The organism is Nocardioides lijunqiniae, from assembly GCF_015024225.1.
GTDB lineage: Bacteria > Actinomycetota > Actinomycetes > Propionibacteriales > Nocardioidaceae > Nocardioides > Nocardioides lijunqiniae.
Map to the genome: position 1 here is coordinate 81,508 of NZ_JACJGM010000001.1, position 21,795 is coordinate 103,302.

Annotated in this window: 17 protein-coding genes and 1 tRNA gene; 17 read left to right on the forward strand and 1 reads right to left on the reverse strand. The window is 69.5% G+C overall.

Going from position 1 to position 21,795, the window contains the following annotated elements; translation table 11 throughout:
• Positions 1-86: 86 nt before the first annotated feature.
• The 4 genes from IRQ30_RS00400 to IRQ30_RS00415 all read left to right on the forward strand — a co-directional run bounded on the left by IRQ30_RS00400 (position 87) and on the right by IRQ30_RS00415 (position 4,432).
• Positions 87-989 (forward strand): hypothetical protein, encoded by a 903-nt coding sequence (locus IRQ30_RS00400; protein WP_193611112.1) that lies wholly within the window; start codon positions 87-89, stop codon positions 987-989.
• Between the two features lie 70 nt (positions 990-1,059).
• Positions 1,060-1,719: a dTMP kinase gene (tmk, locus tag IRQ30_RS00405; protein ID WP_193611113.1), complete on the forward strand. Its 660-nt coding sequence runs from the start codon at positions 1,060-1,062 to the stop codon at positions 1,717-1,719.
• Entirely contained in the window at positions 1,716-2,864 is a 1,149-nt protein-coding gene (locus IRQ30_RS00410) for a DNA polymerase III subunit delta' (RefSeq protein WP_193606757.1), read from the forward strand. Before tmk ends, IRQ30_RS00410 begins: the two co-directional genes overlap by 4 nt.
• Positions 2,861-4,432, forward strand: a complete 1,572-nt coding sequence (locus IRQ30_RS00415) for an alpha/beta hydrolase (RefSeq protein ID WP_193611114.1) — start codon at positions 2,861-2,863, stop codon at positions 4,430-4,432. Before IRQ30_RS00410 ends, IRQ30_RS00415 begins: the two co-directional genes overlap by 4 nt.
• 59 nt (positions 4,433-4,491) lie before the next feature.
• Here IRQ30_RS00415 and IRQ30_RS00420 read toward each other — a convergent pair whose 3' ends face one another.
• Positions 4,492-5,415 (reverse strand): LysR family transcriptional regulator, encoded by a 924-nt coding sequence (locus tag IRQ30_RS00420; RefSeq protein WP_227466755.1) that lies wholly within the window; start codon positions 5,413-5,415, stop codon positions 4,492-4,494.
• Between the two features lie 64 nt (positions 5,416-5,479).
• Between IRQ30_RS00420 and IRQ30_RS00425 the strand changes: the two genes are divergently transcribed.
• From IRQ30_RS00425 to IRQ30_RS00480, 13 genes are all read left to right on the forward strand, one after another.
• Positions 5,480-5,662 carry a hypothetical protein gene (locus IRQ30_RS00425; protein ID WP_193611115.1) on the forward strand — a complete coding sequence of 61 codons (183 nt, stop codon included), beginning with the start codon at positions 5,480-5,482 and terminating at the stop codon, positions 5,660-5,662.
• Between the two features lie 72 nt (positions 5,663-5,734).
• Positions 5,735-5,807 (forward strand) — tRNA-Thr (locus tag IRQ30_RS00430).
• A gap of 329 nt (positions 5,808-6,136) precedes the next feature.
• Positions 6,137-6,628: a DUF305 domain-containing protein gene (locus IRQ30_RS00435; protein ID WP_193611116.1), complete on the forward strand. Its 492-nt coding sequence runs from the start codon at positions 6,137-6,139 to the stop codon at positions 6,626-6,628.
• 405 nt (positions 6,629-7,033) lie between these two features.
• On the forward strand, positions 7,034-8,206 hold the full coding sequence (locus tag IRQ30_RS00440; RefSeq protein ID WP_227466788.1) for an MFS transporter: 1,173 nt from the start codon (positions 7,034-7,036) through the stop codon (positions 8,204-8,206).
• A complete protein-coding gene (locus IRQ30_RS00445; RefSeq protein ID WP_338089499.1) occupies positions 8,203-11,943 on the forward strand; it encodes a nitrate reductase subunit alpha in 3,741 nt (1,246 codons plus the stop codon). Before IRQ30_RS00440 ends, IRQ30_RS00445 begins: the two co-directional genes overlap by 4 nt.
• A 1-nt stretch (position 11,944) precedes the next feature.
• On the forward strand, positions 11,945-13,594 hold the full coding sequence (gene narH / locus IRQ30_RS00450) for a nitrate reductase subunit beta (RefSeq protein WP_193611118.1): 1,650 nt from the start codon (positions 11,945-11,947) through the stop codon (positions 13,592-13,594).
• The gene (gene narJ, locus IRQ30_RS00455; protein ID WP_193611119.1) at positions 13,591-14,286 is read left to right on the forward strand and encodes a nitrate reductase molybdenum cofactor assembly chaperone; all 696 of its coding nucleotides are present in this window, start codon (positions 13,591-13,593) and stop codon (positions 14,284-14,286) included. Before narH ends, narJ begins: the two co-directional genes overlap by 4 nt.
• Positions 14,283-15,011, forward strand: coding sequence for a respiratory nitrate reductase subunit gamma (gene narI / locus IRQ30_RS00460; RefSeq protein ID WP_193611120.1), 729 nt, complete (start codon positions 14,283-14,285; stop codon positions 15,009-15,011). Before narJ ends, narI begins: the two co-directional genes overlap by 4 nt.
• A gap of 1 nt (position 15,012) precedes the next feature.
• Positions 15,013-15,477 carry a hemerythrin domain-containing protein gene (locus IRQ30_RS00465; RefSeq protein ID WP_193611121.1) on the forward strand — a complete coding sequence of 155 codons (465 nt, stop codon included), beginning with the start codon at positions 15,013-15,015 and terminating at the stop codon, positions 15,475-15,477.
• A gap of 44 nt (positions 15,478-15,521) precedes the next feature.
• Positions 15,522-15,854 carry a cupin domain-containing protein gene (locus IRQ30_RS00470; protein WP_193611122.1) on the forward strand — a complete coding sequence of 111 codons (333 nt, stop codon included), beginning with the start codon at positions 15,522-15,524 and terminating at the stop codon, positions 15,852-15,854.
• Between the two features lie 368 nt (positions 15,855-16,222).
• Positions 16,223-16,543 carry a DUF6221 family protein gene (locus tag IRQ30_RS24335; protein WP_227466790.1) on the forward strand — a complete coding sequence of 107 codons (321 nt, stop codon included), beginning with the start codon at positions 16,223-16,225 and terminating at the stop codon, positions 16,541-16,543.
• Between the two features lie 96 nt (positions 16,544-16,639).
• Positions 16,640-19,327 carry a cation-translocating P-type ATPase gene (locus IRQ30_RS00475; RefSeq protein ID WP_193611123.1) on the forward strand — a complete coding sequence of 896 codons (2,688 nt, stop codon included), beginning with the start codon at positions 16,640-16,642 and terminating at the stop codon, positions 19,325-19,327.
• Between the two features lie 14 nt (positions 19,328-19,341).
• Positions 19,342-21,795 carry a phosphoketolase family protein gene (locus IRQ30_RS00480; protein ID WP_193611399.1) on the forward strand — a complete coding sequence of 818 codons (2,454 nt, stop codon included), beginning with the start codon at positions 19,342-19,344 and terminating at the stop codon, positions 21,793-21,795.

Here is a 21,795-nt window from a genome sequence, read left to right on the forward strand (position 1 = left end):
GACCCGAGTTCTCACGTTTGCCGGTGCCGAGCGCCCGTCTGGGCTAGCGTCGCTGCCACCGTAGCCCGGACGAAGGAGCAGCAGTCGTGCGTACCAAGATGGTGGCGGCCCTTGCCGTCGCAGTGACCCTCGGACTGGCCGGTGGCGGGTTCACCCCCGCCGTGTCCGCGCCGGAGGCACCGGCCCGCAAGGCCAAGCCGTACGTCGTGACGCTGAAGGCCCTGCCGGCACAGGCAGACGCCGGACGCCGGCTCACGCTGGCGGGCAAGGTCTCCGGCCCCGAGAACGCTCGCAAGCCCGTCCTCGTCCAGCGCCGCTACGCCGGCGGTGCGTGGGCGGTCGCGGCGCGGACGACCACCACCAAGCGAGGCACGTTCAGCGTCAAGGTGCCGCTGGTCAAGGGCGGCACCACCTCCTTCCGGGTGCTCAAGCCACGGTCGGCGAAGCGCGCCCAGGGTGTCAGCCGGGCGCGGAGCCTGACGGTCTACAAGTGGCTCGACATCGTCGACCAGCCGACGGTCGTCCAGGGAGCGGTGGCCCTGCTCGACAACGACGTGACCATGAACGGCAGGCGCTACCCGGGCTCGGTCGTCGCGCCCGGCTTCTCCGACAACCCCGTGCTCCTCGCTGTCTTCACGATGGGGCTCTGCACCACCTTGGAGGCCCAGTCGGGCTTCGCGGACGCGGACAAGCCCCTGCTGGGTGGGGGCGAGACGCAGCAGCTGACGCTGTCGCAGACCACTGCCAGCCAGCCGCCGACCCCCGGCCCCCTCCTGACCACCCCGGCCGGCACGGTGCAGCGCGCCGTCCGCGACGTGACAGGCGCCCAGATCGCCATCATGAGCTTCGCGGTCGAGAAGACCGAGGCGACGAAGGGCGATCTGCTCGCGATCTTGGGCTCCCCCCGGGTCCGGTGCCGGGCCGACGCCCTCCCGTCCGTCCCGGTCGCCTTCCTCCAGGGCGGTGCCCGGGCGGTCACGCTGCGCTGAGCACCTGCAGCGGGGCCGTCGACGGCGACCTGCCTTGGAAAGCGTCGGTGGTGCCCCGTAGGTTCGGCGCGTGAGCTCGTCCGGCGTCTACACCCGCACCGGCCTCTTCGTCTGCTTCGAGGGCGGGGAGGGGGCGGGCAAGTCGACCCAGTCGCGCCGCCTGGCGGCCGCCCTCGAGGTGGGCGGCCACGACGTCGTGCTCACCTTCGAGCCGGGCGACACCGAGGTCGGCCGGGCGCTGCGGCAGATCGTGCTCAGCCCCGAGACCGGTGAGCTCTCCGACCGCACCGAGGCCCTCCTCTACGCCGCCGACAAGGCCGAGCACGTCGACACCGTGGTGCAGCCCGCGCTCGACCGCGGAGCCGTGGTGATCACCGACCGCTACGTCGACTCGGCGCTCGCCTACCAGGGCGCCGGCCGTCCGCTGGCCGTCGCCGAGGTCGAGCAGGTGATGCGCTGGGCCACCCACGACCTGCGCCCGCACCTCACCGTCGTGCTCGACCTCGAGCCGGCCGCCGGGCTCGGCCGCTTCGAGGAGCGCGACCGGATCGAGGGCGAGTCCATGGAGTTCCACCAGCGCGTGCGGGCGGCGTTCGTGGAGATGGCCGCCGCCGACCCCGAGCACTACCTCGTCGTCGACGCCCGCGCCGACGTCGACGCGATCGCCGACGCGGTGCGGCAGAGGGTGGCGCCGCTGCTCGACCAGGCCGCCCGGCGGGAGCCCGCATGACGGTGTGGGACCAGCTCGTCGGCCAGCGGCACGCGGTCACGGCGCTGCGCACCGCCGTGGGCGGGCAGGGGATGAGCCACTCCTGGCTCTTCACCGGCCCGCCGGGCTCCGGCCGCTCCAACGCCGCCATCGCCTTCGCGGCCGCGCTGCAGTGCGAGCAGGGCGGCTGCGGCACCTGTCACGAGTGCCACACCGTGCTGGCCGGCAGCCACGCCGACGTCTCCGTGGTCCGTACCCAGAAGCTCTCCATCGGCGTCGACGAGGTCCGCGACCTGGTGCGGCGTGCGGCGCTGGCCCCGGTCGGGCGGCGCTGGCAGGTGATGATCGTCGAGGACGCCGACCGGCTCACCGACCAGGCGTGCAACGCGCTGCTCAAGGCGATCGAGGAGCCCACCGACCGCACGCTGTGGATGCTCTGCGCGCCCACCGTCGAGGACGTCCTACCGACGATCCGCTCGCGCTGCCGGCTCGTCACCCTGGCCACGCCGTCGACCGACGAGGTGGCGTCGTTCCTGGCCCGCACCGAGGGCATCGGCGACGCGCTGGCGTCGTACGCCGCCCGCGCCAGCCAAGGCCACATCGGCCGTGCCCGTGCGCTGGCCCGCGACGAGGCGACGCGCAACCGGCGCCGCGAGATCGTGTCGCTGCCCGCGCGGCTCACGTCGCTCGGCGCCTGCATGAACGCCGCGGCCAACCTCGCGGCCGTGGCCAAGGAGGAGGCCGACGCGATCACCGGCGAGCTCGACGCCGCTGAGAAGGTCGACCTCGACGCCACCTACGGCGTGGTGGAGCGCGGCCGCCGCCCGCGCGAGTACGCCCCGGCGCTGTCGGCGCTCGACAAGGCGCAGAAGACGCGCGCCAAGCGGCGTCAGCTCGACGTCGTCGACCGCGGACTGATGGACCTGGTCTCGGTCTACCGCGACGCCATCGCCGTGGGGGTGGGCGCCGCGGGCCCGCTCGTCAACGAGGAGATCCGCGGCGACATCGAGCTCATCGCGACCTCCTCCAGCCCCGAGCTCAATCTGCGCCGCATCGGCTGGATCTTCGAGGCGCGCGAGCAGATGCTGGACTTCAACGTGCCGGTGGCGCTCGCCCTGGACTCCATGATGGTGGCGCTCCGAGTGCCCGAGAGGACCAGCCGATGAACCGCACGCTCCGGATCGCCGTCGTCGCCCTGATCGTCGTCGCCCTGGTCGGCTCGGCCTGGCTCGGGGTCGTCTACCTCCTGCTGGGCGACGACTCCGAGGGCGGGTCGTCGGACGGCCCGGCGCCGACCGTCGTCTCGACCAGCCCCGCCGAGGGCTCGACCGAGCCCCCCAGCCCCGACCTCGCGCCGTACTACTCCCAGGAGATCGACTGGGAGTCGTGCGGCAGCAACCAGTGCGGCGCCCTCACCGTCCCGATCGACTACCGCGACGCCGGCGGGGAGACCATCGAGCTCGAGCTGGTCAAGGTCCCTGCGGGCGACCCGGACGCCCGGGTGGGCTCGCTGGTCGTCAACCCCGGCGGACCGGGCGCCTCGGGCGTCGCCTACGCCGAGGGCTCCTCGGAGGTCTTCCGCGACCAGCTCACCTCGCGCTTCGACGTGGTCGGCTTCGACCCGCGCGGCACGGGCGGGTCCGACCCCGTGGACTGCCTGCCCGACGAGGAGATGACCGACTTCCTGGCCGTCGACCCCGCCCCGGACGACGCGGGGGAGGAGACGGAGCTCGTCGACGAGCTGGAGACGTTCTTCGCGGGCTGCGTCGAGCGCTCCGACGCGCTGGTCGGGCACGTCACGACCGCCGAGGCGGCGCGCGACATGGACGTGCTGCGGGCCGCGCTGGGCGAGGCGAGCCTCTACTACCTCGGCGCCTCCTACGGCACCAAGCTCGGCGCCACCTACGCCGAGCTGTTCCCGACCAAGGTCGGCCGGCTCGTCCTGGACGGCGCCGTCGACGTCGGGCTGAGCTCGCGCGAGCAGAGCCTCGGACAGGCCGGCGGCTTCGAGACCGCCCTGCGCTCCTACGTCGCCCACTGCGTCGAGGAGGACGACGACTGCGTGCTCGGCGACTCGGTCGAGGCGGGGCTCGCCACGATCTCCGGGCTGCTCGACGACATCGACGCCGAGCCGCTGCCGACGTCCGACGGGCGCGAGCTCACCGTGGGCAGCGCGTTCTACGGCATCGTGGCGCCGCTCTACAACCGCGACTACTGGTCCCTCCTCGACCAAGGCCTGTCCACGGCGCTCGACGGCGACGGGAGCACGCTGATGCTGCTGGCCGACGCCTACGCGTCGCGGCAGGACGGCCAGTACCTCGACAACAGCACCGAGGCCATCTACGCCATCAACTGCCTCGACGACCCCTACTTCGTCGAGCCCGCCGACGTGCCGGCCGAGGTGCCGGCCTTCGAGAAGACCTCGCCGACGTTCGGGCGGGTCTTCGCCTGGGGCCTGGTCAACTGCAAGGGCATCCAGGTCGAGTCCTCCGAGCCGGCCCTCGACATCCGCGGTGAGGGCGCCGCGCCGATCCTCGTCGTGGGCACCACGCGCGACCCGGCGACGCCGTACGAGTGGGCCGTGGGGCTGGCCGAGCAGCTGGACTCCGGGGTCCTGCTCTCCCGCGACGGCGACGGCCACACCGCCTACAACTCTGGCAACGAGTGCATCGACACCGCCATCGAGGCCTACCTCGTCGACGGCACGGTGCCGAAGGACCAGACCCAGTGCTGAGTACCAGTGCGATCGTGGGTTGAGGAGGTCGCGCAGCGACCGTCTCGAAACCCGGTGAGCTAGACGGGCTCCGCGATGCGCTGGATCCGCGCGGTGGCGAGCTCGATCATGAGCTCCGCGGCCGGCGACAGGCGGGCGCCCGCCCGGTGCACGACGGCGAAGTAGTCGTACAGGCGCGGTCGCAGCGACACGAACCCCGCATGCGGCGCGAGCCGGGGGAGGAGCACCTCGGCGGCGCCCTTGGGCAGCACCGTGTCGCCGTAGCCGCGGCCCATGAGCTCGACGGCGATCTCGGGGTCCTCCACCTCGATCCGGGTCTGGAGGCTGAGCCCGGTGCCCTGCAGCGCCTGCCGCAGCAGGGTGCGGACGCTGTCGTCGGTGCGCCAGGTGGTCTCCGGCATGACCAGGCTGGCCTCGGCGAGGCGCCGCACCGTCATCGGCCTCTCGAGGTGCGTCGGGTCCGCGCTGGCGTAGACGACCTCGTCGCGCGCGACCGGGCGCACCTCCATGCCCTCGCTGGTGACGCCGGGCATGGCGATCATCGCCGCCTCGAGGCGGCCGCGACGCAGGTCCTCGTGCACCTCGCTGGAGTTCTGGCCGATGAGCTCGACCCGGACCCCGGGGTGCCGCTCGAGCACGTCGGCCACGAGGTCGGCGCCGGCGTAGAGGCGCGCCACCCCGAACATGCCGAAGCGGATCGTGCCGGTCTCGATGCGGCGCACCTGCTGCGCCGCCAGCCGCGTGTCCTCGGCCGCGGCGAGGGTCTGCTCGGCGTGCGGTCGCAGGGTGTCGGCGACTGTGGTCGGGATGACCCCGCGGCCGACGCGGCGGAACAGCTGCACGCCCAGCGTCTGCTCGAGCCCACGGATCTGCTCCGACACGCTGGGCTGGGCGTAGCCGAGCTCCTCGGCGGCGGCCGTCAGCGAGCCGTGCTCGTAGGTCGCGAGGAAGCAGCGGAGCTGGTGAAGTGAAAGCACAGGCATATCCTTGAGATGGCGAAGGAAAGCAAGGCTACCTCTATCAATGCCGCTCCCTCAGACTTGAGTCATGTTCGCCCACACCTGCACGTCCTGCGGGGACCGCTTCGTCATCTTCGAGAGCCAGGTCCTCTCCGTCGCCAACACCGAGTCCGGCATCCTCGTCACGTTCACCTGCTGGTGCGACGCGCCCCAGAGCCAGCTCACGGGGCGCGCCGCGCCCGCTCGCTCCGCGAACGCCCTCGCCGCCTGAGCCCGCCGGTTTCGCGCCACCCCGGGGGGCTCCGTATACTTCCGCGGGTTGCCCGGTTCGTCCGGGCGGCAGGCCGCCTTAGCTCAGTCGGTAGAGCGAGTCACTCGTAATGACTAGGTCGTCAGTTCGATTCTGACAGGCGGCTCACCAGAAGGCCCCTGACCTGCGGAGACGCAGGGACGGGGCCTTCCTTGTATCGTCCTGGCAGCGCCAAGTCCCTGAGATGTCCCGGGAAACTCTCCCCAGGACTACGGATCAGAAGTCACTGGCTCGAATCCCTACGGGTGCGCTCATCACGTGATCGCAGGTCAGTGTGTTGACATGCGGTGTCGTCTCAGGCCGCTGGGCACTGCGAAAGATCCCTTGCACCTGGACGACCGAGCGTCCCGGATCACCTCCGACCGGGCCGTATGGCATCCCGACGCGGGACCACCGCCCCTACGGCGGGTCGCCGAACGGCTCCAGGATGAGGGCATGCCTTTCGAGACGTACGTCGACCCCAGAACTCAGCAGGTCCCAGTGAGCGCCGGGACGCTCAATGCGGCGGACGATGCGTTTCTCCGAGACGTGGCCGGACTGTTGCACCAAGGCGTCCGGATGAGTGCCATGGCCGCTGACAGGAGCCCTTGCGATGAGGTTCAGACGCTGGCGCGGGGTGAGTCCACGGCGCAGAGCGCACAGGTGGCAGCAGTGGAGCATCTGGCCCATGAAGGCAAGGGGGCCGCGCCGGGCCCGTCGGTGATGCAGGAATGGATGCGCTGCGGTAGCGACAACGAAGAGCTGGCGCAGACACCGCTTTCCACATTTGACGACGTCTACCTCGCGCAGCAGGTAGCTCAGCACTATGCCGTCATCGAGAGATGTGACCCCGAGATGATCGTGGGCCTCAGCGAGGCGGTCCGCACGTTCTCCGACAGCGTGGTCAGGTCTCACACCGCGGGGTTGGATCACATCCACGAGCACTAGTCGGAGCCCCTGCTCGATTCGCCGCCGGTGCCGCTCTCGTGCCGCGATCGGCCGCAGGTAGCGAACAACGCGGGTCGCCGGACCCTCCATGCTCCGTGTCTGTGACACAGTGAGACCTCAGGTTGCCCCGGACCCCGGCGACGTCACGTTCTCTGACTCGAGACGGACCGCCATGCCTACGGTGCACCATGCGCGTCCCGGCGCCCCTCCGAGGTCGCGCCGTTGGACTCCACCCCCGAGGACCTTCGTCCCTGTCGAGAGCCAACCCGCCTGTCGTTCCATGGACAGGGGCAGCGCACCGCTGCCCGCTCACGCCAGCGGAAGGCGGTTCGGATGATCAGCGCCAAGAACGTGCGAGAGCGAGAGCGAGAGGCGGAGACTGCGCGAGCGGGGTCGCCGTGGCTGATGCTCGTGATCGCCACTCTCGGTTTCGTCGTGAACTTCTGGGCGTGGGCGCTGCTCAGCCCGCTCGGGCCGCTCTTCCGTGACGAGGGCACCCTCGGCTCGCTCACCGAGTCCGACGTCGCACTCCTCGTCGCCGTGCCCGTGGTCGTCGGCTCGCTCGGCCGGATCATCGTCGGCGCCCTCACCGACCGCTACGGCGGGCGCGTGATGTTCCCGCTGGTCTCGCTGGCCACCATCGTCCCGACCCTCTTCATCGGGTTCTTCGCGCTCGACTCCTACGCCCTGCTGCTGGTCGGCGGCTTCTTCCTCGGCATTGGCGGCACGACCTTCGCCGTGGGCGTGCCCTTCGTCAACGCGTGGTTCCCGCCCGAGCGCCGCGGCCTCGCGGTCGGCGTCTTCGGCGCCGGCATGGGCGGTACGGCGATCAGCGCCCTGACCACGGTCAAGCTCTACGACGGTCTCGGCACCCGCTCGCCGTTCCTCATCACGGCCGCCGTGCTGGCCGTCTACGCCGCCGTGGCCTGGGTCCTGCTGCGTGACGCTCCCGGTCGCGTGGTGCCCACGACGTCTCTGGGCGCGCGGCTCTCGGCCAACTCCCGCCTCGCCATCACGTGGCAGGCGTGCATCCTCTACGCCGTCGCTTTCGGTGGGTACGTCGCGTTCTCGGTCTACCTGCCCAGCTACCTCAAGACCGCCCACGACCTCACCGCGAGCGACGCCGCCAACCGCATGGCCGGCTTCGTGCTGGTGGCCGTCATCATGCGCCCCGTCGGTGGCTGGCTCTCCGACAGATTCGGCGCCGTCCCGGTGCTCGCCTCGGGCTACGCCGTCGTGGTCGTGGGCGCCGCGATCTCGGCCGGCACACCTCCGCTGGACGGCGTCGGCACCGCGGCCTTCCTGGCCATGGCCGCCGCGCTCGGCAGTGGCAGCGGTGCGACGTTCGCGCTGATCGCGAAGGTGACCGAGCCCGCGCGCGTCGGTGGCGTGACCGGACTGGTCGGCGCCGCCGGTGGCCTCGGGGGCTTCGTGCCCCCGCTCATCATGGGCTACGTCTACGGACGCACCGACTCCTACGCGATCGGCCTGTGGCTGCTGGCACTCGCCGCGGCCGCCACCCTCGTGCTCACCCTGACCATCGTCCGCCGCACCGCCCAGGCACAGGAGCAGCAGTGACCCAGAGCAAGCCCACCCAGGACATCGGGATCGACGGGGGGCTCGCCGACGCGCTCGTGCGCAGCCGTCGGTTCTTCACCAAGGGCACGGTGTCGGAGGACCTGCGGACACTGACGAAGAAGGGCGGCCGTGAGGCCGACGACTTCTACCGGGACCGCTGGAGCCACGACAAGGTCGTGCGCTCCACGCACGGCGTCAACTGCACGGGGTCGTGCTCGTGGAAGGTCTACGTCAAGGACGGGATCATCACCTGGGAGACCCAGCAGACCGACTACCCCTCGACGGGCCCGGACTCGCCGGAGTACGAGCCCCGTGGCTGCCCCCGCGGCGCGGCGTTCTCCTGGTACACCTACTCGCCCACCCGGGTGCGCTACCCCTACGTGCGCGGCGTCCTGCTGCAGATGTTCCGCGAGGCCAAGGCCCAGCACGGCGGCGACCCGGTCAAGGCGTGGGCGCACATCGTCGAGAACCCCCAGCGCGCCAAGGCCTACAAGTCCGCCCGCGGCAAGGGTGGGCTCGTGCGCGCCACCTGGGACGAGGCGTCCGAGATCGTCGCCGCGGCGCACGTGCACACGATCAAGAAGTACGGGCCCGACCGGGTCGCCGGCTTCTCGCCGATCCCAGCGATGTCGATGGTCTCGCACGCCTCCGGCGCCCGGTTCGTCAACCTGATCGGCGGCTCGATGCTGAGCTTCTACGACTGGTACGCCGACCTGCCGGTGGCCTCGCCCCAGGTCTTCGGCGACCAGACCGACGTCCCCGAGTCGGGGGACTGGTGGAACGCCGGCTACCTGATCATGTGGGGCTCCAACCTGCCCGTGACCCGCACGCCCGACGCCCACTGGATGACCGAGGCGCGCTACCGCGGCCAGAAGGTGATCGCGGTCGCGCCCGACTACGCCGACAACGTGAAGTTCGCCGACGAGTGGCTGGCCGCCAAGCCCGGCACCGACGCGGCGCTCGCGATGGCGATGGGCCACGTGGTGCTCCAGGAGTTCTTCGTCGACCGTCAGACGCCGTACTTCACCGAGTACGTCAAGAGCTACACCGACCTGCCCCACCTGGTGCGCCTCGAGGAAGGCCCCGACGGCACGTTCACGTCGGGCAAGTTCCTCACCGCCTCGGACCTGCCCGCGCACGCCGGAGAAGAGAACGCCGAGTTCAAGACCGTCCTGATCGACGCGCGCACCGGTGAGGCCGTGGTGCCCAACGGGTCGCTCGGCCACCGCTACGGCGAGGCCGGCGTCGGCAAGTGGAACCTCGACCTCGGCGACGTCGACCCGATGCTCACGCTCCTCGACGAGAACGCCGAGAGCGTGACGGTCCGCCTGCCCCGCTTCGACACGGGCGACGGCGCCGCGGCCGACCTGCCGCGCGGGGTGCCGGTGCGGCGCGTCGACGGCCACCTCGTGACCACGGTCTTCGACCTGCTGCTCGCGCAGTACGGCGTTGGCCGCAGCGTCGGCGGGCGGAGCCTGCCGGGCGAGTGGGCCAAGGACTACGACGACGCCTCCGCGCCGTACACCCCGGCCTGGCAGGAAACGATCACCGGCGTGCCGGCCGCCACCGCCGCCCGGATCGGGCGCGAGTTCGCCGCCAACGCCGAGGAGTCGCGCGGCCGTTCGATGATCGTGATGGGCGCCGGGACCAACCACTGGTTCCACTCCGACACGATCTATCGCGCGTTCCTGACGCTGACCAATCTCACGGGCTGCCAGGGCGTGAACGGCGGCGGCTGGGCGCACTACGTCGGCCAGGAGAAGGTCCGACCCATCACTGGCTACACGCAGATCGCCAACGCGCTCGACTGGAACCGCCCGCCGCGCAACATGATCCAGACGGCGTTCTGGTACCTGCACACCAACCAGTTCCGCTACGACCAGTTCGGCGCCGACACCCTGTCGGCCACCACCGGCAAGGGCCAGCTCGCGGGCAAGTCCACCGCCGACGTGATCGCGCAGAGCGCGCGGATGGGGTGGATGCCGTCGTACCCGACGTTCGACCGCAACCCGCTCGACCTCAGCGACGACGCGGCCGCCGCCGGCAAGCCGGTGGGGGAGTACGTCGTGGACCAGCTGAAGTCCGGCGACCTGGACTTCGCCGGTGAGGACCCCGACGCCCCGCAGAACTATCCGCGCATCCTGTCGATCTGGCGCGCCAACCTGCTCGGCTCCTCGGGCAAGGGCAACGAGTACTTCCTCAAGCACCTGCTCGGCACGGACTCCTCGGTCCGGGCCACGGAGACTCCGGAGGAGCACCGCCCCGTCGACGTGACGTGGCGTGACACCGCGCCCGAGGGCAAGCTCGACCTGCTGATGACGATCGACTTCCGCCAGACCAGCACCACGATCTTCTCCGACGTCGTGCTGCCGGCGGCCACCTGGTACGAGAAGCACGACCTCAACACCACCGACATGCACCCGTTCGTGCACTCCTTCAACCCCGCGATCGCCCCGCCCTGGCAGACGCGCACCGACTGGGACGCCTGGCAGACCATCGCCAAGCGCTTCAGCGAGCTGGCCGAGACCCACCTCGGGGTGCGCAAGGACGTGGTCGCGGTGGCGCTCACGCACGACACCCCGGACGCGATGGCCAACCCGCACGGCGTGGTCCGCGACTGGAAGAAGGGCGAGTGCGAGCCGGTGCCCGGCGTGACCATGCCCAAGCTGGTCGAGGTGGAGCGCGACTACGGCGCGGTCTTCGAGAAGATGAACGCCCTCGGGCCGCTGATGGACACCCTCGGTGCGACCACCAAGGGCGTGACCTTCGAGCTCGGCAAGCAGGTCGACTACCTGCGGCACAAGAACGGCACGGTGCGCGGTGGCGTGGCCGACGGGCGCCCGTCGCTGAAGCGCGACGTCCAGGTGTGCGAGGCGATCCTCGCGCTGTCCGGCACCACCAACGGCCACCTCGCGGTGCAGGGGTTCAAGACCCTCGAGAAGCGCACCGGTGTGCAGCTGGCGGACCTGGCCGCGGAGCACGAGGGGAAGCAGATCACCTTCGCCGACACCCAGGGGCCACCCGTGCCGGTGATCACCTCCCCGGAGTGGTCGGGCTCGGAGACCGGCGGGCGGCGCTACTCGCCGTTCACGATCAACGTCGAGCGCAAGAAGCCCTGGCACACGCTGACCGGGCGCATGCACTTCTACCTCGACCACGACTGGATGACCGAGCTCGGTGAGGGACTGCCGGTCTACCGGCCGCCGCTCAACATGGCGGCGCTCTTCGCCGAGCCGGAGCTCGGGAACGTCTCGGACGGCGCCGGCGGAGCCGAGGTGGAGGGGCTGACCGTGCGCTACCTGACGCCGCACAACAAGTGGTCGATCCACTCGGAGTACCAGGACAACCTGTTCATGCTGTCGCTCTCGCGCGGCGGGCAGAACATCTGGATGAGCCACCGGGACGCGGTGAAGGTCGGGATCAAGGACAACGACTGGATCGAGGCGGTCAACCGCAACGGCGTCGTGGTGGCGCGCGCCATCGTGTCGCACCGGATGCCCGAGGGGACGGTGTACATGTACCACGCTCAGGACCGGCTGATCGACGTACCGATCGCCGAGACGTCCGGCAAGCGCGGGGGCATCCACAACTCCCTGACGCGGCTCCTGGTCAAGCCCTCGCACCTCATCGGGGGCTACGCCCAGCTGGCCTTCGCCTTCAACTACCTCGGCCCCACGGGCAACCAGCGCGACGAGGTCACGATCATCCGCAAACGCTCACAGAACGTGGAGTACTGACATGCGCGTGATGGCCCAGATGGCGATGGTCATGAACCTGGACAAGTGCATCGGGTGCCACACCTGCTCGGTCACCTGCAAGCAGGCGTGGACCAACCGCACCGGCACCGAGTACATCTGGTTCAACAATGTCGAGACGCGGCCCGGCCTCGGCTACCCGCGGACGTATGAGGACCAGGAGAAGTGGAAGGGCGGCTGGGAGCTCAACAAGCGGGGCCGGCTGGCGCTGAAGGGGGGCGGGCGGTTCAAGAAGCTGGCCACGATCTTCTCCAACCCCAAGCTGCCCTCGATCGGGGAGTACTACGAGCCCTGGACCTACGACTACTCCACGCTGACCGACGCCCCGGCCCAGGAGCACACCCCGGTCGCGCGACCCAAGTCGCTGATCTCGGGCAAGGACATGAAGATCGAGTGGTCGGCCAACTGGGACGACGACCTCGGCGGGTCCACCGCCACCGCGCACCTCGACCCGATGCTGAAGAAGATCGGCGACAAGGTGAAGTTCGAGTTCGAGCAGACCTTCATGTTCTACCTGCCGCGGATCTGCGAGCACTGCCTCAACCCGTCGTGCGCCGCGTCGTGCCCCAGCGGCGCGATCTACAAGCGCGAGGAGGACGGCATCGTCCTGGTCGACCAGGAGAAGTGCCGCGGCTGGCGCATGTGCGTCTCCGGCTGCCCCTACAAGAAGATCTACTTCAACCACAAGACGGGCAAGGCCGAGAAGTGCACGTTCTGCTTCCCGCGGATCGAGGTCGGCCTGCCGACCGTCTGCTCGGAGACGTGCGTGGGACGGCTGCGCTACATCGGGCTGATGCTCTACGACGCCGACAAGGTGCTCGAGGCGGCGTCCACCACGGATGACCAAGGGCTCTACGAGGCCCAGCGTGAGGTCTTCCTGGACCCGTTCGACCCGGAGGTCATGGCCGAGGCCGAGAAGGCCGGCATCGCGCGCGACTGGATCGACGCCGCGCAGCGCTCGCCGATCTATGCGCTGATCAACACCTTCAAGGTCGCGCTGCCGCTGCACCCGGAGTACCGCACGATGCCCATGGTCTGGTACATCCCGCCGCTCTCGCCCGTGGTCGACGTCGTGCAGGAGACGGGGGAGGACGCCGAGGACAAGGGCAACCTGTTCGCCGCCATCGACGCCCTGCGGATCCCGATCGAGTACCTCGCGGAGCTGTTCACCGCGGGCGACGTGGAGCCGGTCGACGGCGTGCTCAAGAAGCTGGCCGCGATGCGCTGCTACATGCGCGACATCAACATGGGACGCGAGCCCGACGGCTCGATCCCGGCGGCGGTCGGGATGAGCGAGGAGGAGATGTACGACATGTACCGCCTGCTCGCGATCGCCAAGTACGACGAGCGCTACGTCATCCCGCCCGCCCACGCCGAGCAGGCGCACGCCCTGGAGGAGCTGGCGACCGAGTGCGCGGTCCAGGACTACGGCGGCGGGCAGCAGGACCTCTTCGGGGAGGGCTCCGGCATGCCGACGCCTCTCGCCGTCGAGAACTTCCAGGCGCTGAAGGACCGGCAGACCTCCGACACCCTGGCGAGCCCGGCCGACAAGAGCGGCCGGGTGAACCTGCTCAACTGGGACGGCAAGGGCACGCCCTCGGGTCTCTTCCCGCCGCAGGAGAGGGACTCGTGAGCCGCCGCGGCCGCGGCGGCCTGGCCCCGCACCAGCTGACGATCGCGTGGCAGTCGGTCTCGCTCCTGCTCGACTATCCCGACCCCGAGATGCTGGCGCGCCTGGACGTGATCCGGGCCGCCTCGCAGCGGCTCCCCCAGGCGGTCGGCGACTCGATCCGCGCCTTCGCGGACCACCTGGAGGCCGCGCCCCTGCCGGAGCTACAGGCCGAGTATGTCGAGACGTTCGACAACCGGCGCCGGTGCAACCTCTTCCTGACCTACTTCGCACACGGAGACACCCGCAAGCGGGGGATGGCCCTGCTGCGCTTCAAGCAGACCTTCCTTGCCGCGGGCTACGAGCTCGGCGACGCCGAGCTGCCCGACCACCTGTGCGTCGTGCTGGAGTTCGCCGCGACCGTGGACCAGGAGCAGGGCAGGCAGCTCATGCTCGACCACCGGGCCGGGCTGGAGCTGCTGCGCATCTCGCTCGCCGACATGTCGTCGCCGTGGGCGTCGCTGCTCGACGCGGTCACGGCGACCCTGCCGCCCCTGCGCGGCGACGAGCGGGACGCCGTACGACGCCTGGCCGCCGAGGGGCCGCCCGAGGAGGAGGTGGGGCTGGCGCCGTTCGCGGCCCCGCAGTTCAGCCCGGGCGCCTCCTCCGACACGACCCTCCTGCCCATGCCCTCCTTCCCAGGAGCACGCCGATGAACGAGTTCCTCTTCGTCGTGGTGCCCTACGTCTGCCTGACCACGTTCGTCGTCGGCCACGTCTGGCGCTACCGCTACGACAAGTTCGGGTGGACCACCCGGTCCAGCCAGCTCTACGAGAACCGGCTGCTGCGCATCGGTAGCCCGCTGTTCCATTTCGGGATGCTCGGCGTCGTCGGTGGGCACGTGATCGGGCTGCTCATCCCGCAGTCGTGGACCGACGCGGTGGGCATCAGTCACACGGCCTACCACGTGGTGGCCGTGGGCGGTGGCCTGCTGGCGGGCATCGCGGCTGTGGTCGGGATGGTCATCCTGATCTACCGGCGCCGCACGGTCGGCCCCGTGTTCTCGGCGACGACGGTGATGGACAAGGTGATGTACGCCTTCCTGGCCGCCGCGATCGTCCTGGGCATGTGGAACACCATCGCCGGCTCGATCCTCACCATCGGAGGGGAGTACAACTACCGCGAGGGGGTCTCGGTCTGGTACCGCTCGTTCCTCGCCTTCCAGCCGGACGCCGACCTGATGGGGGAGGCGCCGCTGGGCTTCCAGCTGCACGCCCTGGTGGCGTTCGCGCTGTTCGCGCTGTGGCCGTTCACTCGCCTCGTGCACGTCTTCAGCGCTCCGCTGGGCTACCTCACGCGGCCCTACATCGTCTACCGCAGCCGTGACGACCAGGGACTGGGCAGCCACCGCCCGCGCCGGGGCTGGGACCGGGTCGGCTGAGATGTGCGAGCACTGCGGCTGCAAGGGCGTCGAGCCGGTCGGCGAGCTGATGGCGGAGCACTCGGCGCTCAGCCACCAGGCCCACCACGTCCGGGCGGCCCTGGGCGCCGGTGACCACCCGGAGGCGCTCTCGCAGCTGCGGGGCATGGTCGACCACCTGACCCGCCACGTGGCGCGCGAGGAGGACGGCATCTTCCGTGCGCTGCGGGCGAGCGGGGAGTTCCTCGAGGAGATCGACGCGCTCGAGGGCGAGCACCGCGACCTCGAGGCGATCATCGCGTCCCTCGACGTCGGCGCCGCGGAGTTCGCCCCCACCGTCACCCGGCTCATGGACGACCTGGACCAGCACATCGAGCGCGAGGACCTGGGCATCTTCCCGGTCTCCGTGGTCACCCTCGGCGCGACCGGCTGGGCCGTCGTCGACGCCGCCCACGAACGCTCGCCCAGCTTCCTGCACGACCAGTAGTCCTGCCCAAGCCACGAACAGCACGCACGAACGAGGAGAGCCCCATGCAGAAGGAATCACTCACAGCGCTGGTCCGTCATCACCTGGAGACCGCGCGGACAGCCTCGAGCGGACGCAGCGCCCACACGATCTACGGGGGACACGAGCATGTCCTTCGTCAGACCCTCATCGCGCTCCGCGCCGGCTCGAACCTGGACGAGCACGAGAACCCAGGCGAAGCGACCCTGCAGGTGCTGCACGGTCGTGTCACGCTGACGGCGGGAGAGAACAGCTGGAACGGGTCGCCCGGCGACCTCATGACTATCCCCGACTCCCGTCACGCCTTGGAGGCAGTCGGGGACTCGGCGGTCCTCCTCACGGTGGCAATGCGGCTCTGACGACTCGACCGTCGGTCCAATGACAATCATGCTTGCGCCCCTGCGCTCACAGCGCGGTCCACACGTGCTTGCTTCCTCTCACCAAGGCGCGCTGGCCGCCGGGTCACCGGGGATACGCCCGGGTCCGCGGTCCCGCGCAGCAGTGTGTAGGCGGCCGATGCTTGGTTTGGCGACGCGTCGGTGGGTACCGGTCGGACTCACGGGTTCTTCACCCCCTGACCCCGGGTGGCGTGCCTCTCTTCCGAGGGAGCGTCATTATGTCTGCTGGTCATCAGGGCTTGGACATCCGCGAGTTCCTGTTGGCGGTCGAACCGGCCCTGCGCGCCGAGGTAGGACGACACAGCAACCCGTCAATGACAGTCATGGTCATGGATGGCGCCGAGTCGCTCACACGATGTGGCGCCTGCGCCGAGGAAGGGCCTGCTCCCTGTACGGCCTTGCGCACGCTGGCACTGCCATATGCCGCGCACCCTGGATATCGGCCGGAGTGGCAACTGCCAGAACAGTCAGCCGAGCGCATGCTCGGCGGGAACCCGCCGCCGTATTCCCTGATCGCGACCATGCCCCCTCCTGGCAACGCGCGGAGAAGACTGCTGCGGCAGTACGGCATCAGGATCAGTCGCGGAGATTTCACCGACAGTGAGCTTGCTCTGCGAATTGCCATGCGGCGACCGCGAAAGGCCAACTAGCGATGGGGCTTCTGTGGGATCCCGGCTCACTCCCTGCTCGTCCACGCCCGTCGCGGTGCTCGTCCCGCTCGCACACTTGATGGAACGGAGCTAGGGATGGCGCACCACGCTCTACCTCCGACACAGGTCCTGTTGGTTCTAGGGGCGGACCCTGAGACAGGCCTCGCCGAGGACGAAGCAGCACGTCGACTCGCACAGTTCGGCCCGAACGAGCTCCCGGCCGTCAAACCGCCGAGCGCCTGGCTCCGCATGATCCGGCAGATGGATAACCCGCTCATCTACGTCCTGCTCGTCGCGGGCCTGGTGACGGTGTTCCTCGGCGAGTACGTCGACGCCTCGGTCATCTTCGGGGTCGTCGTCGTCAACACCGTCGTCGGGTTCATCCAGGAGTCGAAAGCGGAGTCTGCCCTAGAGGCACTGCGCTCCATGGTGCACACCGACGCCCGGATCCTGCGGGACGGCGTGCAACGCCTCGTCCCGTCCGGGCAGCTCGTCCCCGGCGACGTGGTGCTCATGGAGGCCGGCGACAAGCTGCCCGCCGACCTCAGGCTGATCCAGGAAGCCGACCTCAGCGTCGACGAATCGGCGCTGACCGGGGAGTCGCTTCCGGTCGCGAAGGACGAGGGGGTGGTCCTCCCTGAGTCCACCGCCGTGGCGGACCGCAAGAACATGGCCTACTCCGGCACCTTGGTCACGGCCGGGACGGGTGTCGGGGTCGTCGTCGCCACCGGCGCGGACACCGAGCTCGGCGCTATCCACCGCTTGGTGAGCTCGGCCAAGTCACTGGCCACGCCGCTGACCCGCCAGCTCGCGTCGTTCAGCACGCTGCTCACCGTGGTGATCCTGGTCCTCGCCGCCATCACGTTCGCCGTCGGCGTGCTGCGCGGTGAGCCGGCCGCTCAGATGTTCACCGCCGCCGTAGCCCTCGCCGTCGGTGCAATCCCGGAAGGGCTGCCGGCCGCGGTGACCGTCACCCTGGCCATCGGGGTCGCGCGGATGGCGCGTCGTGGGGCAGTGATCCGGCGGCTTCCTGCGGTCGAGACCCTGGGCGGCGCCACGATCATCTGCACCGACAAGACCGGCACTCTGACCGAGAACCGCATGACGGTCCAGGCCCTGTGGTCGCTGCATGAGGAGCTCCGCGTGCCCGAGGACACCGCAGCAGGCACCAAGTCTGCGGGCGTCGCCCTCACCTGGTGCCTCAAGGTGGGCGCCAACTGCAACGACTCGCGACTCACCGAGTCCGGGGCGCAGCTGGGAGACCCGACGGAGACGGCGATGCTCACCGTGGCGCAGCGCTACGGCATCTCGCCGCACGCCCTGCCGCGCGTCGAGTCCAGTCCGTTCAACTCCGAGCGGATGTTCATGGCGACCTCCCATCTCGACCCGGACAGTGGGCGGACCATCGTGTTCGCGAAGGGAGCCGTCGAGCGGATCCTCGAGCTGTGCACCACCCAGCTGACCTCGGACGGCACCGCCGAGCCTCTCGACGCGGAGGCCGTGCTCGCAGCCACGGACCGGCTGTCCGCCGACGGCATGCGGGTGCTCGCGACCGCCGTCGACACCGACGCCGCCCCCGACGCCGTATCGCCGGAGACCGCGCCTGCGAAGCTCGCCTTCGCCGGTCTACAAGCCATGCACGACCCCCCACGGGCCACCGCGACCGAGGCCGTCGCACGGTGTCGCGACGCGGGGCTCGCGGTGAAGATGATCACCGGCGATCATGCGGTGACTGCGGGAGCGATAGGCCGCCAGGTCGGTCTCCTCGACGCCGACGACGTGGACAGGGTGCTGACCGGCGCCGAGCTGGAGCAGATCTCCCTCGAGGAGCTGCCCGAGGCCGCGGAGCGGACCGTGGTCTTCGCCCGGGTTAGCCCGGAGCAGAAGTTGCGCTTGGTGGAGGCGCTGCAGTCGCGGGGGCACGTCGTGGCGATGACCGGCGACGGCGTCAACGACGCGCCCGCGTTGAAGCAGGCCGACATCGGTGTGGCGATGGGGTTGGGCGGCACGGAGGTCGCGAAGGACGCGGGTGACATGGTCCTCACCGACGACGACTTCGCCACGATCGAGGCGGCTGTGGAAGAGGGGCGCGGCGTCTTCGACAATCTCACCAAGTTCATCGTCTGGACCCTGCCCACCAATGTCGGTGAGGCGCTGGTGATCCTCGTCGCGGTGTTCCTCGGGTCTCAGCTCCCGATCCTGCCCACCCAGATCCTGTGGATCAACATGACGACCGCAGTCGTGCTCGGCCTCACGCTGGCCTGGGAGCCACGGGAGGAGGGCATCATGACGCGGCCTCCGCGCAGTCCCGGACAGTCGCTGCTGACCCGCGCGCTGGTCTACCGGACGTTGTTCGTATCAGCGTTGCTGGTCGCCGGCTCGTCGTGGGCCTTCCACTACGAGCTCTCGCAGGGGGCGTCGGTTGAGACCAGCCGCACCGTCGCGGTCAACGTGTTCGTGGTCGCTCAGATCCTGTACCTGATCAGCTGCCGCTCGCTCAGCCAGCCGATCTGGAGGATCGGCTGGTTCACCAACAGGTGGTTGGTCGTCGGGATCCTGGTGCAGATCCTCGGACAGCTGGCGCTGACCTACGTCCCGATCATGAACGACCTCTTCCAGACCGCCCCGCTCAGCGTCGACTCGTGGCTGCGCGTCGTTGCGGCCGCCGTCGCGGTCTGGTTCGTCGTCAGTCTCGACAAGTACCTGCGTCATCGCAGGGACGCCCGGCCGGTGAAGAGCCGGACTTCCGACGCACGAGCCGTATCGCCCGACATCCGCCGCTGAAGGGAATCAGTCTGATGAGTCGATCCGAACCAACCACGAGCACCATCGAGGGACGCCCGCTGAAGAAGGGGGAGCTGGGGCAGATCGATGCGTGGTGGCGCGCTGCGAACTACCTCTCGGTGGGCCAGATCTACCTGATGGCCAACCCGCTGTTGCGCGACGAGCTGCTGGCCGAGCACGTGAAACCGCGCCTCCTCGGTCACTGGGGCACCACCCCTGGCCTGAACTTCGTCTATGCCCACCTCAACCGGGCCATCTCCGCTCGCGACCTGAATATGATGTACATCATCGGTCCGGGCCACGGCGGCCCTGGGCTTGTCGCGTCGGCCTGGCTGGAGGGCACCTACACCGAGGTGTACCCGGGCATCACCCAAGACGCGGACGGGATGCGACGGCTGTTCCACCAGTTCTCCTTCCCCGGCGGGATCCCCAGCCACGTGGCCCCTGAGACACCGGGTTCCATCCACGAGGGCGGCGAGCTCGGTTACTCCCTCTCCCACGCCTACGGTGCCGCGTTCGACAACCCGGACCTGGTGGTCGCCGCCATCGTCGGGGACGGCGAGGCCGAGACGGGTCCCCTCGCGACGAGCTGGCACTCCAACAAGTTCATCGACCCGGCCCGTGACGGCGCCGTGCTTCCGATCCTCCACCTCAACGGCTACAAGATCGCCAACCCGACCGTGCTGGCCCGCATCAGCGCCGACGAGCTCACCTCCCTCATGCGCGGATACGGACACACGCCCTACCTCGTCGAGGGCTCGGATCCGACCGAGATGCACCAGGCGTTCGCTGCGACCCTCGACCACTGCCTCGACGAGATCCGCGAGATCCAAGCCGAAGCGCGTTCCCCTCGTCGACGAAAGGGGGCTGTGGCCCGTCGCCCGTGGCCGATGATCGTGCTGCGTTCCCCGAAGGGCTGGACCGGACCCAAGGAGCTCGACGGCAAGAAGATCGAGGGCTTCTGGCGTTCGCACCAGGTGCCGTTCGCCGACGCACGGGGCGACGACGCGCATCGAGAGGTGCTCGAGCAGTGGATGCGCAGCTACAAGCCCGAGGAGCTGTTCGACGCCGACGGTGCCCCCGTGCCGGAGATCGCAGCGCTGCACCCAGCTGGAGATCGCCGGATGAGCGCGAACCCTCACGCCAACGGCGGTCTGCTCCTGCGAGACCTCCGGATGCCCGACTTCCGCGACTACGCCGTCGAGGTGGACGCACCCGGGAGCGGCGCGGTCGAGTCCACCAGGGTCCTTGGCACGTTCCTGCGTGACGTGATGGCACGCAACATGGACAACTTCCGGCTGTTCTCCCCGGACGAGAACAACTCGAACCGCCTCCAGGACGTCCTCGAGGTGACCGGGCGGGCCTGGAACGCCGAGACCCTGCCGTACGACGACCACCTCGCGGTCGACGGGCGGGTCATGGAGATCCTCTCCGAGCACACCTGCGAAGGGTGGCTCGAGGGCTACCTCCTCACCGGACGGCACGGCTTCTTCTCCTGCTACGAGGCGTTCATCCACCTGGTCGACTCGATGTTCAACCAGCACGCCAAGTGGCTCAAGGTCACCGACGACATCGCCTGGCGCCGCCCCATCGCTTCCCTGAACTACCTGCTCACCTCACACGTGTGGCGTCAGGACCACAACGGCTTCTCCCACCAGGACCCCGGCTTCATCGACCACGTGATGAACAAGAAGGCATCGGTCGTTCGCGTCTACCTGCCCGCGGACGCGAACACCCTGCTGTCGGTCGCCGACCACTGCCTGCGGTCCAAGCAGTACGTTAACGTCATCGTGGCCGGCAAGCAGCCCGCGCCCCAGTACCTGAGCATGGACGAAGCCATCGTCCACGCCACCAAGGGCATCGGGATCTGGGACTGGGCCAGCACCGACCAGGGGCAGGAGCCCGACGTCGTCATCGGCTGCGCGGGCGACGTACCGACCCTGGAAGCGCTGGCAGCAGTCGATCTGCTCCGGGGCTTCTTCCCCGACCTCAAGATCAGGTTCGTCAACGTCGTGGACCTGATGCGGCTCCAACACGAGAGCGAGCACCCCCACGGCCTGTCCGAGGCGGAGTTCGACGCGCTGTTCACGCGTGACAAGCCGGTCATCTTCGCCTACCACGGCTACCCGTGGCTGATCCACAGACTCACCTACAAGCGCACCAATCACGCCAACTTCCACGTACGCGGATACAAGGAAGAGGGCACCACCACCACCCCGTTCGACATGACCGTGATGAACCAGCTCGACCGCTTCAACCTGGCCATGGACGTGATCGACCGCGTGCCCCGGCTGCAAGCCTCGTCCGGTGCGGCGCGCGAGCAGCTGAAGAACAAGCTCGTAGAGCACAAGATCTACGTTCACTCCCATGGTGAGGACATGGAGGAGATCCGGGACTGGAGATGGACGTCTGTACCTGGTCCGGAAGTCACGACCAACGCCCCGGCGCTGAACGCTCCCGAGGGCTGA

Excerpts from the sequence above, each read along its gene's own strand:
- IRQ30_RS00435 (WP_193611116.1), top strand. The coding sequence starts at position 6,137 with ATGCCTTTCGAGACGTACGTCGACCCCAGAACTCAGCAGGTCCCAGTG.
- IRQ30_RS00440 (WP_227466788.1), top strand. The coding sequence starts at position 7,034 with ATGCTCGTGATCGCCACTCTCGGTTTCGTCGTGAACTTCTGGGCGTGG.
- IRQ30_RS00475 (WP_193611123.1), top strand. The coding sequence starts at position 16,640 with ATGGCGCACCACGCTCTACCTCCGACACAGGTCCTGTTGGTTCTAGGG.
- IRQ30_RS00480 (WP_193611399.1), top strand. The coding sequence starts at position 19,342 with ATGAGTCGATCCGAACCAACCACGAGCACCATCGAGGGACGCCCGCTG.
- IRQ30_RS24335 (WP_227466790.1), top strand. The coding sequence starts at position 16,223 with ATGGATGGCGCCGAGTCGCTCACACGATGTGGCGCCTGCGCCGAGGAA.
- IRQ30_RS00415 (WP_193611114.1), top strand. The coding sequence starts at position 2,861 with ATGAACCGCACGCTCCGGATCGCCGTCGTCGCCCTGATCGTCGTCGCC.
- IRQ30_RS00410 (WP_193606757.1), top strand. The coding sequence starts at position 1,716 with ATGACGGTGTGGGACCAGCTCGTCGGCCAGCGGCACGCGGTCACGGCG.
- IRQ30_RS00470 (WP_193611122.1), top strand. The coding sequence starts at position 15,522 with ATGCAGAAGGAATCACTCACAGCGCTGGTCCGTCATCACCTGGAGACC.
- IRQ30_RS00465 (WP_193611121.1), top strand. The coding sequence starts at position 15,013 with ATGTGCGAGCACTGCGGCTGCAAGGGCGTCGAGCCGGTCGGCGAGCTG.
- narI (WP_193611120.1), top strand. The coding sequence starts at position 14,283 with ATGAACGAGTTCCTCTTCGTCGTGGTGCCCTACGTCTGCCTGACCACG.
- IRQ30_RS00425 (WP_193611115.1), top strand. The coding sequence starts at position 5,480 with ATGTTCGCCCACACCTGCACGTCCTGCGGGGACCGCTTCGTCATCTTC.
- narH (WP_193611118.1), top strand. The coding sequence starts at position 11,945 with ATGCGCGTGATGGCCCAGATGGCGATGGTCATGAACCTGGACAAGTGC.
- IRQ30_RS00420 (WP_227466755.1), bottom strand. The coding sequence starts at position 5,415 with ATGCCTGTGCTTTCACTTCACCAGCTCCGCTGCTTCCTCGCGACCTAC.